We start from the raw sequence: 11426 nt of genomic DNA on the forward strand, positions 1-11426 counted from the left end.
GGAGAATATGGTGCATCCGGGAGGATTCGAACCTCCGACCGCTCGGTTCGTAGCCGAGTACTCTATCCAGCTGAGCTACGGATGCATCAGGGTACTGCTTTACTTCTTCTTTGTTTGCAACACTCCGAGAGGATTACTCGGCTGTCGCCTCGCCCTTCGGGCCGTTGCTTACGCAACGTTATCCTCCCTGGTGCTGGCGATAATCTCGCAGACCGTGAAACAACAGTGTAGCTGTCATCTCAGAGAAGATGGTGCATCCGGGAGGATTCGAACCTCCGACCGCTCGGTTCGTAGCCGAGTACTCTATCCAGCTGAGCTACGGATGCAAATGGCGGTGAGGCGGGGATTCGAACCCCGGATGCAGCTTTTGACCGCATACTCCCTTAGCAGGGGAGCGCCTTCAGCCTCTCGGCCACCTCACCAACACGCCTCTTGCGAGTGCTTCGAAGAACTTGTTTCTGCTCATCGTCGCTGCGTTGGCGCACATATTACTTTCTGGGACTTATAAGTCAAACAATTTTTCCTGCCCCTGATTCGTTTGCACACTTCGCAAACAATTTGCGCTGAAAAGGATCAAAAAGAGTGTTTTATCAGCAGAATCCTTGTCGTAGCGCAGCGTAAAGAAAGAGAGCAGAGAAATGAAAATGTCATGCAAAAGGAGGAGAATGAGAAAGAAGAGTGAAAAAAAGCAGGCTGGAAAGAGCCGCGTCTCGCCAGGCGGCGAGACGCGATGATATCAGTAGCTGGACTGTTGTGATTTTTCAGCCTGGATACGCTGGTAGATCTCTTCACGATGAACAGATACTTCTTTAGGGGCGTTCACGCCAATGCGAACCTGGTTGCCCTTAACCCCTAAAACTGTCACGGTGACCTCGTCCCCAATCATGAGGGTTTCACCAACTCGACGAGTCAGAATCAGCATTCTTTGCTCCTTGAAAGATTAAAAGAGTCGGGTCTCTTGTATCCCGGCATTATCCATCATATAACGCCAAAAAGTAAGCGATGACAAACACGTAAAGTGTAAGCAGTCACGGCATCACATTCTGTTAAACGTAAGTTTAGCCGATATACACAACTTCAACCTGACTTTATCGTTATCAATAGCGTAGTGGCAAGTACGCCATAACCCAGGGGCTATGGCGTCTGCATTCGCTTTGTTTGTTATTACAGTTTTGCGCTTACCCAGCCTTTCACGCTGGCTAACGCCGCAGGCAGCGCGGCTGCGTCCGTACCGCCGGCCTGGGCCATATCCGGACGTCCACCGCCTTTACCACCGACCTGCTGGGCAACCATACCAATCAGCTCCCCTGCCTTCACGCGATCGGTCACCTCTTTCGAGACCCCCGCAATCAGAGAAACCTTACCCTCTGCTACCGTGGCGAGAACGATAACCGCGGAACCGAGCTGGTTCTTCAGATCGTCAACCATAGTACGCAGCATCTTCGGCTCGACGCCCGCCAGCTCGCTCACCAGCAGCTTCACGCCGTTAATCTCTTCTGCTTTATCAGAGAGGTTTGCACTCTCCTGCGCCGCCTGCTGCGCTTTCAGCTGCTGTAGCTCTTTCTCCAGCTGACGGGTTTTATCCAGAACGGTGCGCACTTTCTCGCCCAGGTTCTGGCTGTCACCCTTCAACAGTTGGGCAATATCCTGCAGCTGATCGCTCTGTGCATGAAGGATGGCAATCGCATTCTCACCGGTCACGGCTTCAATACGACGAACGCCTGCCGCGGTGCCAGATTCAGACACGATACGGAACAGTCCAATATCACCGGTGCGGGAGGCATGAGTACCGCCACACAGCTCGGTAGAGAAGTCGCCCATGCTCAGCACGCGTACGCGCTCGTCATACTTCTCACCAAACAGCGCCATCGCGCCTTTGGCCCGGGCGTCTTCCAGATCCATAATCTGGGTTTCGATCGGCAGGTTGCGACGGATCTGGGCATTAACCAGATCTTCTACCGCGCGGATCTCCGCAGGCTTCATTGCCTCGAAGTGGGAGAAGTCAAAGCGCAGCACCTTGTCGTTTACCAGCGAGCCTTTCTGCGCCACGTGGGTACCCAGCACTTCGCGCAGCGCGGCGTGCATCAGGTGCGTCGCAGAGTGGTTCAGGCGGATACGTTCGCGGCGGGCTTCATCCACCTCGGCCTTAACACCGTCGCCTACTGTCAGGGAGCCGGATGCCAGCTTGCCCTGGTGACCAATCGCCTGGCCATACTTCTGCGTGTCGGTCACGGTAAAGGTGAAGCCGTTGCCTTTCAGCTCGCCCTTGTCGCCAACCTGACCGCCGGACTCAGCGTAGAACGGCGTAGCGTCAAGAATGACTACTGCCTCCTGCCCTGCGCCAATGGTGTCGACGGACTGACCCTCAACAAACAGCGCGGTTACCTTGCTGGTCAGCTCCAGGCTGTCGTAGCCTTTAAATTCGGATGCGCCTTCAACGCGGATCATCGCGTTATAGTCCGCGCCAAAACCGCTGGACTCACGGGCGCGGTTACGCTGCGCTTCCATCGCGGCTTTGAAGCCCTCTTCGTCAACGTTGATATCGCGCTCGCGACAGACGTCGGCGGTGAGATCCATTGGGAAGCCGTAGGTGTCATACAGACGGAAGACGGTCTCGCCGTCCAGCGTATCGCCGGTCAGCTTCGCCAGCTCTTCATCAAGCAGCGCCAGGCCACGCTCCAGCGTGCGGGCAAACTGCTCTTCTTCGGTTTTCAGGGTCTGCTCAACCTGCGCCTGCTGGCTCTTCAGCTCTTCGCCTGCCGCACCCATTACGTCAATCAGCGGAGCAACCAGCTTGTAGAAGAAGGTCTCTTTCGCGCCAAGCATGTTGCCATGACGGACCGCGCGACGAATGATGCGGCGCAGCACGTAGCCACGGCTCTCGTTCGACGGCAGCACGCCGTCGGCGAGCAGGAAGGCACAGGAGCGGATGTGGTCGGCGATCACGCGCAGAGATTTGTTGTTCAGATCGGTTGCGCCGGTTACTTTTGCCACGGCAGCGATCAGATCGCGGAACAGGTCAATCTCATAGTTTGAGTTGACGTGCTGCAGCACCGCCGCAATACGCTCCAGGCCCATACCGGTGTCCACTGACGGCTTCGGCAGCGGCTCCATAGTGCCATCGGCCTGGCGGTTGAACTGCATAAAGACGATATTCCAGATCTCAATGTAGCGATCGCCGTCTTCGTCCGGGCTGCCTGGAGGACCACCGGCGATATGCGCGCCATGATCGAAGAAAATCTCGGTGCACGGGCCGCACGGACCGGTATCGCCCATCTGCCAGAAGTTATCAGAAGCGTAGGCACCGCCTTTATTATCACCAATACGGATGATACGTTCGCGCGGGATGCCCACTTCTTTTTCCCAGATTTCGTAAGCTTCGTCATCGGTTTCGTAGACGGTTACCCACAGGCGATCTTTCGGCAGGTTGAACCAGTTTTCACCGGTCAGCAGTTCCCATGCGTACTGGATAGCATCATGTTTGAAATAGTCGCCGAAGCTGAAGTTACCCAGCATTTCAAAGAAGGTGTGATGGCGTGCGGTGTAACCGACGTTTTCCAGATCGTTGTGTTTACCGCCCGCACGCACGCAGCGCTGCGCGGTGGTTGCGCGGGAATAATTACGCTTGTCGAGACCAAGGAAAACATCCTTGAACTGGTTCATCCCGGCGTTGGTAAACAGCAGAGTTGGATCGTTGTTGGGTACCAGGGAGCTGCTTGCAACAACCTGATGACCTTTACTATGGAAAAAATCGAGAAACGCCTGACGGATCTCAGCGGTGCTCTTGCTCATAATTATCCTGAAATCAAGCTAACGAAATGTCGTAGCGGGCGTTTCTCCCTGTTACAGGCAACGACCAGCTACTGGAAAAAGTGGGAATAAGATAAGTTTTCTTGACTGCGAAGTAAAATCCCGTATGCAGCCAGGCCGCAAAATTTCACCAAAGTTCTTTAATATCCTCCATCAGGAAGCCCCGATAGAGTAAAAAACGCTGTACTTTTACCTTCTCAGCAAAGACCGCTGGCAGCGGATCGCCATATTTGCGCTGGGCCTGCTCGCGGGCAATCTCAATCCAGTCGATGTCGCTTTCGCGCATCGCCTCCTCTGCCGTTTCCCGGTCAATTCCCTTCTGGGTCAGCTCCTGGCGGATACGCGCCGGGCCATAGCCTTTACGGCCGCGGCTGGCGATAAACTGACGGGCGAAGCGGGCGTCGTCGAGATAGCGGTTTTCATAGCACCAGTTGACGACGTTATTGATATCGTCTTCGGTAGCGTCCACCGGCTCCGGCCCGGTTTTGGTCATCACCGGGGCGGTCAGCTTGCGGCGGAACTCCTTTTCGCTATGGTCGCGCATGCCGAGGATACGCATAGCGCGATCGAGCAAGCGGGCATAGGCGGAGCGGCGGGGCGAGGTATCTGTCATGGCACACCTGCTGGATTGATAGATAGCAAAAAGGGCTGCATCGGCAGCCCTTGTTCATTACGTCAGATTATTAAAAATCTTCGTTAGTCTCTTTCGCATTAACGTCATTATCGTCAACCGTGAAGTCCGGTTTGGTGTCCGGGTTCGTGAGCAGAATTTCACGAATCTTCGTCTCGATCTCTTTCGCGGTCTCCGGGTTCTCTTTCAGCCAGGTGGTCGCATTCGCTTTACCCTGACCGATCTTGTCACCGTTGTAGCTATACCATGCACCCGCTTTTTCGATCAGCTTCTCTTTCACGCCCAGGTCAACCAGCTCACCGTAGAAGTTGATACCTTCGCCGTAGAGGATCTGGAACTCAGCCTGTTTAAACGGTGCAGCGATTTTGTTTTTCACCACTTTCACGCGGGTTTCGCTACCTACCACGTTATCGCCCTCTTTCACCGCGCCGATACGGCGGATATCGAGACGCACGGAGGCGTAGAATTTCAGCGCGTTACCGCCGGTGGTGGTTTCCGGGTTACCGAACATCACACCAATCTTCATACGGATCTGGTTGATGAAGATCAGCAGGGTGTTGGACTGCTTCAGGTTACCCGCCAGCTTACGCATCGCCTGGCTCATCATACGTGCCGCGAGACCCATGTGAGAGTCACCAATCTCGCCTTCGATCTCTGCTTTCGGGGTCAGTGCCGCAACGGAGTCAACCACCAGCACGTCAACTGCACCAGAGCGCGCCAGCGCGTCACAGATCTCCAGTGCCTGCTCACCGGTATCCGGCTGGGAGCAGAGCAGGTTGTCGATATCAACGCCCAGCTTGCGCGCATACACAGGATCAAGCGCGTGCTCTGCATCGATAAAGGCACAGGTTTTACCCGCGCGCTGGGCAGCAGCGATAACCTGCAGCGTCAGGGTGGTTTTACCCGAGGACTCCGGCCCGTAGATCTCTACGATACGGCCCATTGGCAGGCCGCCCGCACCGAGGGCGATATCCAGCGAAAGCGAACCGGTGGAGATCGTTTCTACATCCATAGTACGGTCTTCACCCAGGCGCATGATGGAGCCTTTACCGAATTGCTTTTCGATCTGGCCCAGTGCTGCCGCCAACGCTTTCTGTTTGTTTTCGTCGATAGCCATTATTACTCCTGTCATGCCGGGTAAAGCAGGTGATGCTCGCCGGGGATTACTGTTTTGTTGCGCTCATTATACTGTATACGCATACAGTATCAAGCTCTTTGTAGAAAATGTTGCCACAGGGTTTGCAGGGCATAAGCGGTGGCCTGACGGCGCACGTTTTCACGGTCACCGGCGAAGCATTCCCGCCGAGTGATCCCCTCTCCTGCCGCGCTGGCGAAGCCAAACCAGACCGTGCCGACCGGCTTATTTTCGCTACCGCCGTCCGGGCCAGCGATACCGCTAATCGACACCGCATAGGTTGCACGGGCGGCCTTAATCGCACCGATGGCCATCTCAACGACCACTGGCTCACTCACTGCACCATGCTGGGCGAGCGTCTCGGGTTTGACGCCGATCATCTGCGCCTTAGCTTCATTAGAATAGGTGACAAACCCCCGTTCAAACCAGGCGGAGCTGCCGGCGATGTCAGTAATGGCTTTCGCCACCCAGCCGCCGGTACAGGACTCGGCCGTGGTCACGGTCGCGCCGCGCGCCTTTAACGCCTGCCCGATGCGCTCGCTCAGCTGCATCAATTCACTGTCAGTCATAACCGCTCCGTAAACGGCTGAAATGAGAGAGATAAGATAGCACTTTCTCTCTTAATATGGGGGCGAGTGCGGGATTTTACGAGGGTGATTCAGAAAAAAGGCCAGCGTGCGCTGGCGCAGGTATCCCCGCAGCCGCCAGAGCCGAGAATGTTGCTGCATGTGGGGAGTGTCTACAGGCTACGCTTTCGTTTTACGTGGCGAATAACTGAAAGAAGGAGAAACATAAAAATAATATTCAGTAGTAAAGCCAATACTAAAACGACACTCATATAAATATCATTCCAGGTTCCTTCATCGATAAAACCTGTGTGGAATTGACGTGCGCGATCCCATAACCATCCTTCAGGAAAAAAGGCGAATACTAGTCCATACAATAGGACATATGAAGCGGCAAAAAAGAGCCAGGACATTATGTAGTTGGCACTTTTCATTAATAGACCTGTATCGTTCCGAAAGCGGTTAACGATGCCGTTATTTTTATCGTGGCTGTTTGACGTAATGCCTGTCTTAAAACCTCAAATTCAGCTCGACTTGGAAAAGTGATACAACCTTCACTTATTCCCCTATAGCCAGCAGGATGTAATCGAAAACGCCCACGTTGAACTTTGTCAATGAACGTCAAATCATCGATACTGCCGTCGTCACGAAAAAGGGCAAACCACACAGTCCGATTAGAGCCGCTAATTATCGACGCAGTGAGATCACGAAGAGGCCCAAGAGTTCCACCTTCAGGTCTGCTGACAATATAGTACCGCCCCGCTGGTAATGGTCCTGCATCCGGGACGGCGGTATCGCGCGGATTATTGCGTGTCGAACCTGAATATCCAGAGTATGCACGGAAAAAACCTACTCCAGGGCAACTTAGAACGCTCATCCCTTGCCCGTTGAGCCTGAACGTGCACCTAATCATCTTTCATTCCATGAGTCGGAGAATATGATGTTTCCATCGCAATGTTTCCAGGTGATTTTCTCATATCTTAACGAAATTGATTCAAGATGGTTATGCTTTTCCATCAAAGGATTTTTTACATCATGCATTACCGGGCAAACAGCCACAACTTTCACATTTTCTAAAAGCATATTAAAGTACTCAACTTCTTGCCCTGCATCATTTATCTTATACCATTTAAACTCTGCTGATTTCAGCGTCTGTCCTTTAGCCACAGCCTTGTATAGATATGGACTGGAAGAGTCAAACTCTTTTTCAAAGGTTATTGGACTGTGCACTCGTGTCCCAGTAACCCTCCTATTATGTATAAAGTGGCGAAAGTATAAGATCACATACAGGGATTAATAGAGGCAAAACGTGCGCATCAGCTATTTTAGCGCGCCTGAGTGGCATGATATTACTGCTTCAACTATTAAATTTATTGATTGATACTAAACATTAATTGTTAATGTCAATTTATTAATACTTTGCAGCCATTGAATGAATACAAACAGAGTTATAACACTCCCCTCCCGAAGGAGGGGAGAAAAGATTATTGCACGCGCGCCAGTGACACCGCCTGGCCCAGCTGCCAGACCGCCATCGCATAGTGGGTGCTGGCGTTGTACCGGGTGATGGTGTAGAAGTTCGGCAGACCGTACCAGTATTCGTACCCGGTCCCGACGTCGAGGCGCAGCAGGCTTACCTGCTGATGGTTGCCCACCGGCTGCTGCGGCGTCAGGCCAGCGGCCGCCAGCTGCGAAACGCTGTATTTGGTTTTAAAGCCGTTTGCCATGCCAGGCGCCTGGCCGCTAGCCGGGATCGCTACCGGATCGCCTTTCACCCAGCCATTAGCCTTGAAGTAGTTCGCCACGCTGCCGATGGCGTCAACCGGATCCCATAGGTTAATGTGCCCGTCGCCGTTAAAATCGACTGCCAGCTTTTTATAGGATGAAGGCATAAACTGCCCGTAGCCCATCGCCCCGGCAAAGGATCCTTTCAGCTCCAGCGGATCGTCCTGCTCGTCGCGGGCCATCAGCAGGAAGGTCTCCAGTTCGCTGGAGAAGTACTCGGCGCGACGCGGGTAGTTAAACGACAGGGTCGCCAGCGCATCCAGAATGCGCGTTTTACCCATCACGCGCCCCCAGCGGGTCTCAACGCCGATAATGCCCACGATAATCTCCGGCGGTACGCCGTAGACCTGCCAGGCGCGGTTAAGCGCGTCTTCATACTGGTTCCAGAATGCGACACCGTTCTGCACGTTGTCCGGGGTAATAAACTGCTTCTTGTAGCGCAGCCATGCGCCGTTCGGGCCAACAGGAGCGGGTCCGGTAGGTGCCTGGCGATCCATCAGGCGCAGGACGTAATCGAGACGCTTCGCCTGGGATAAAATTTCACGCAGCTGCTGGGGATCGAAACCATGCTTGCTGACCATTTTGTTGATGAACTGCTCTGCCGCCGGGTTATTGGCAAAGTCACCGCCTGACATGATGACGTCATGCTGCGGCTGAAGCAGAAAACCGCCGGACGGCGTGCCGGTGGTGGTCGCGGCAGGTGTTTCTGTCGCTGCGGGTTTACTGCTGCAGGCAGAGAGCAAAACAAGCGCGGGAAGAAGAGTGATATAACGACGCTTAAACATGGGTTGTCCCTAATACAAATTCGACCTGAATGAATCATGGTAAATCATCTGGCTGGCCTTTCAAGCCCAGCCGCTTCGCCAGCATGGCAAGCATTAATGCTCTATTGTGAGCACTTACTCTCAAGCTCAGCTAAGCACGTTTTTAGCAGTGTAGACCAGTTATCCGGCGGGTTTCCTTTATCAAGCATCTTGCTGAAAACTTTATAGGCATCCGTCTTGCTGCCATAGGTCCGCAGGGTGTCGCCATCATTAAACCACGCAAGAACGATAATCTTGTTGGCAAAACTATAACGAAAAAAGAGTCGATATCTTCCTGCGCCAAATTTTGCGCGTGACCAGTCAGTATAGCTATCGCCAATACTGTCCCCTGGTCGATATGCAGGTGAGCGAGGATCGTGGGTAATATCGGAGACTGATTTCAGCATGTGCGCCAAAACCTTAGTCTCTTTTTTCTTCTGGTAATCGTCAGGAAACTTTCTCTTCAGCGCTTCTACCGAGTCTACTAATTCCTGATACTGAGTATCAAAGCAGGGGTGGGCGTATATCGTCCACCCGTTCAGATTCGCGGGAAAATCCATAATGTTTAGTCTTCGTCGATGATCTCATCGTCAAGATTGACGTCCATGCCAGCAACCAGTTCATAGCCACGAGACAGGTCTAGCGGCTTGATAGATTGAGGGTTATTCATCATGTCCTGTGCCAGGAAATTGAGAAATGACTGCATAACATGATCTTCTTCCGTTTCACGATAGCGTGATATCAGTACATCCCCCGTGGAGAGTAGCTTGTAGTGGATCCTGTCCCCTCCGGTAAGGTGAAGTGCATCTCTGATAGAGGCAGGGATCGTCGTCTGATGACGCTCAGTTAATTTTGAGTCCGCTTCGAGTGCAATATCTTCGGTTCGAACGTAAGCGAGCATAATGAGCAGCCTTAGTTAACTATGTACAAATTTCACCCATATTTTAGCTGGCGGCAGGGTGCAATGCAAATGCATTGTACCCTGATGTAAGGTTTACGACGCTTTCAAGCCCAGCCGCTTCGCCAGCCGGTGCAGGTTAGCTACGTCCATCTCCAGCGCCCGGGCGCAGGCGGCCCAGCTCTGGTTATGCTGCGCCAGCGTCTGGCGGATAGTCTGCCGCTGAAAATCCTCCGTCGCCTCGCGCAGGTTTCTGCCCGGTACGAAGGGCGCGGCGTTCGGTATCTGCGGCAGAGGCGCATCGGCAAAGGCAAAGTGCTGCGCCTCCAGCGTGACTTCATCCCCTGCCCGCGCGGCACGCGCCAGCACGACGGCACGGTGAATAGCGTGCTCCAGCTCGCGCACGTTGCCCGGCCAGCCATACTGTAGCAGCTGTGAACGCGCTCCGCTGCTTAATAGCACCTGCGCGAGGCCAAAGCGCTGCCGACACTGCTCGCAGAAGTACCCCGCCAGTAGCACCACGTCCTCACCCCGCTCGCGCAGCGGCGGCACCACCAGCGGGAAGACGCTCAGGCGGTGGAACAGATCGGCGCGAAAGCGTCCGGCCAGCACCTCTTCCCGCAGATCGCGATTAGTGGCCGCCAGCACCCGGACGTTGACCCGCAGGCTGCGGTCGTCCCCGACGCGCTGAATATCACCATATTGCAACACCCGTAGCAGCTTGGCCTGCAGCGCCAGCGACAGCTCACCAATTTCATCGAGGAACAGCGTACCGTTATCGGCCATCTCAAACTTGCCGCTGCGGTTGCTGATCGCCCCGGTAAACGCGCCTTTAACGTGACCAAACAGCTCGCTCTCTGCCACGCTCTCCGGTAGCGCCGCGCAGTTAAGATAGACCAGCGGCTGGTCTGCACGCGGAGAGCCTTCATGAATAGCTTTCGCCACCAGCTCTTTGCCGGTGCCGGTCTCGCCGCTAATCAACACGTTCAAATCCGAGGCGGCGACGATGTCGATCTCCTTTTTCAGCTGCGTCATGCCCGGCGACAGGCCAATCATCCGGGTAGTGGTTACCGGCTCGAAGATTGCGGGCGCGCCCGGGAGCATGTTCTGGCTCTCCAGCTGCTCAATCAACAGGGCGTTATTGAGCGCCCCCGCCGCCAGGGCAGCAATCAGCCGCAGCTCCTCATCGCTGAAGTTATCAAAGCGATCCGGCGACATGCCGTCGAGGGTCAGCGCGCCAATCAAATGCTGCCCGGCAAACAGCGGCAGGCCGATGCAGGCGTGTACCTTCAGCTCCTCCTGACCGGGGATCAGTCCGTCATAAGGATCGGGCAGGTCGCTATCCGCCGGAAAACGCACTACGTCCCCTGCCCTGGCAATGGCCTCCAGCCGCGGATGCCCTTGCAGAGTAAAACGTCGCCCCAGCACGTCCGGGGCCAGGCCGTCGATAGCCAGTGGAATAAACTCCCGCGCGCTGTAGCGCAGCAGCGCCGAGGCGTCGCAACCTAAGACCTGGCGCAGGGTAACGATTAGCCGCTGAAAGCGATCCTGATGGCCGATGCCGCTCTGTAGCTCAATGGCGATCTCCGCTAAAACCTCAACTGAAAAACTCATCTTTGCCTCGCTGTCATTTTGACAATTCATAGTGTCATATTGACAATAATAACGATAGTCATAATGACTACCCACCTGGAGCGAGTATATTCATATTTATATATATTTCAGATAGTTAAAAAGTTGGCATGCAGCTTGATATAAGCAAAGCATCTGATTGAAACATGCTTTATTCAAATTGAGG

Annotated in this window: 11 protein-coding genes, 3 tRNA genes and 1 pseudogene; all 15 read right to left on the reverse strand. The window is 54.1% G+C overall.

From position 1 onward, the window contains the following. Positions 1-8: 8 nt before the first annotated feature. Positions 9-85, reverse strand: a tRNA-Arg gene (locus RTN40_RS06150). 164 nt (positions 86-249) lie between these two features. Next, a tRNA-Arg gene (locus RTN40_RS06155) sits at positions 250-326 on the reverse strand. Positions 327-329: 3 nt separating this feature from the next. Continuing rightward, positions 330-422: transfer RNA gene (locus RTN40_RS06160), tRNA-Ser, on the reverse strand. Positions 423-736: 314 nt separating this feature from the next. Continuing rightward, positions 737-922 (reverse strand): carbon storage regulator CsrA, encoded by a 186-nt coding sequence (csrA, locus tag RTN40_RS06165; protein ID WP_000906486.1) that lies wholly within the window; start codon positions 920-922, stop codon positions 737-739. A 242-nt stretch (positions 923-1164) separates the two neighbouring features. After that, positions 1165-3792 (reverse strand): alanine--tRNA ligase, encoded by a 2628-nt coding sequence (alaS, locus tag RTN40_RS06170; RefSeq protein ID WP_312227702.1) that lies wholly within the window; start codon positions 3790-3792, stop codon positions 1165-1167. Positions 3793-3937: 145 nt separating this feature from the next. Next, complete coding sequence (recX, locus tag RTN40_RS06175; RefSeq protein WP_312227703.1) at positions 3938-4423, reverse strand: recombination regulator RecX; 486 nt, start codon at positions 4421-4423, stop codon at positions 3938-3940. Between the two features lie 70 nt (positions 4424-4493). After that, positions 4494-5558, reverse strand: a complete 1065-nt coding sequence (gene recA, locus RTN40_RS06180; protein WP_312213589.1) for a recombinase RecA — start codon at positions 5556-5558, stop codon at positions 4494-4496. Between the two features lie 89 nt (positions 5559-5647). Then, a complete protein-coding gene (gene pncC / locus RTN40_RS06185; RefSeq protein ID WP_042387646.1) occupies positions 5648-6145 on the reverse strand; it encodes a nicotinamide-nucleotide amidase in 498 nt (165 codons plus the stop codon). A 170-nt stretch (positions 6146-6315) separates the two neighbouring features. Continuing rightward, positions 6316-6576, reverse strand: a complete 261-nt coding sequence (locus RTN40_RS06190; protein ID WP_312227704.1) for a hypothetical protein — start codon at positions 6574-6576, stop codon at positions 6316-6318. Further along, positions 6576-7055 (reverse strand): DUF2778 domain-containing protein, encoded by a 480-nt coding sequence (locus RTN40_RS06195; protein WP_312227705.1) that lies wholly within the window; start codon positions 7053-7055, stop codon positions 6576-6578. The genes RTN40_RS06190 and RTN40_RS06195 overlap by 1 nt, the downstream gene beginning before the upstream one ends. Next, positions 7052-7423, reverse strand: a pseudogene (locus RTN40_RS06200) (Hcp family type VI secretion system effector); the annotation flags it as partial. The pseudogene RTN40_RS06200 and the gene RTN40_RS06195, both read right to left, overlap by 4 nt. A 203-nt stretch (positions 7424-7626) precedes the next feature. Continuing rightward, entirely contained in the window at positions 7627-8712 is a 1086-nt protein-coding gene (gene mltB / locus RTN40_RS06205) for a lytic murein transglycosylase B (protein WP_312227706.1), read from the reverse strand. Between the two features lie 101 nt (positions 8713-8813). Beyond that, positions 8814-9290: a type II toxin-antitoxin system YhaV family toxin gene (locus RTN40_RS06210; RefSeq protein WP_312227707.1), complete on the reverse strand. Its 477-nt coding sequence runs from the start codon at positions 9288-9290 to the stop codon at positions 8814-8816. 5 nt (positions 9291-9295) lie between these two features. Further along, positions 9296-9631, reverse strand: a complete 336-nt coding sequence (locus RTN40_RS06215; RefSeq protein ID WP_312227708.1) for a type II toxin-antitoxin system PrlF family antitoxin — start codon at positions 9629-9631, stop codon at positions 9296-9298. Positions 9632-9724: 93 nt separating this feature from the next. After that, positions 9725-11242: a nitric oxide reductase transcriptional regulator NorR gene (gene norR / locus RTN40_RS06220; protein ID WP_312227709.1), complete on the reverse strand. Its 1518-nt coding sequence runs from the start codon at positions 11240-11242 to the stop codon at positions 9725-9727. Positions 11243-11426 lie beyond the last annotated feature (184 nt).

It is taken from the genome of Pseudescherichia sp. (assembly GCF_031987975.1).
GTDB lineage: Bacteria > Pseudomonadota > Gammaproteobacteria > Enterobacterales > Enterobacteriaceae > Pseudescherichia.

Coding starts and splice junctions, on each gene's coding strand:
- mltB (WP_312227706.1), bottom strand. CDS start 8,712: ATGTTTAAGCGTCGTTATATCACTCTTCTTCCCGCGCTTGTTTTGCTC.
- RTN40_RS06215 (WP_312227708.1), bottom strand. CDS start 9,631: ATGCTCGCTTACGTTCGAACCGAAGATATTGCACTCGAAGCGGACTCA.
- RTN40_RS06195 (WP_312227705.1), bottom strand. CDS start 7,055: ATGATTAGGTGCACGTTCAGGCTCAACGGGCAAGGGATGAGCGTTCTA.
- RTN40_RS06210 (WP_312227707.1), bottom strand. CDS start 9,290: ATGGATTTTCCCGCGAATCTGAACGGGTGGACGATATACGCCCACCCC.
- alaS (WP_312227702.1), bottom strand. CDS start 3,792: ATGAGCAAGAGCACCGCTGAGATCCGTCAGGCGTTTCTCGATTTTTTC.
- pncC (WP_042387646.1), bottom strand. CDS start 6,145: ATGACTGACAGTGAATTGATGCAGCTGAGCGAGCGCATCGGGCAGGCG.
- recX (WP_312227703.1), bottom strand. CDS start 4,423: ATGACAGATACCTCGCCCCGCCGCTCCGCCTATGCCCGCTTGCTCGAT.
- norR (WP_312227709.1), bottom strand. CDS start 11,242: ATGAGTTTTTCAGTTGAGGTTTTAGCGGAGATCGCCATTGAGCTACAG.
- csrA (WP_000906486.1), bottom strand. CDS start 922: ATGCTGATTCTGACTCGTCGAGTTGGTGAAACCCTCATGATTGGGGAC.
- RTN40_RS06190 (WP_312227704.1), bottom strand. CDS start 6,576: ATGAAAAGTGCCAACTACATAATGTCCTGGCTCTTTTTTGCCGCTTCA.
- recA (WP_312213589.1), bottom strand. CDS start 5,558: ATGGCTATCGACGAAAACAAACAGAAAGCGTTGGCGGCAGCACTGGGC.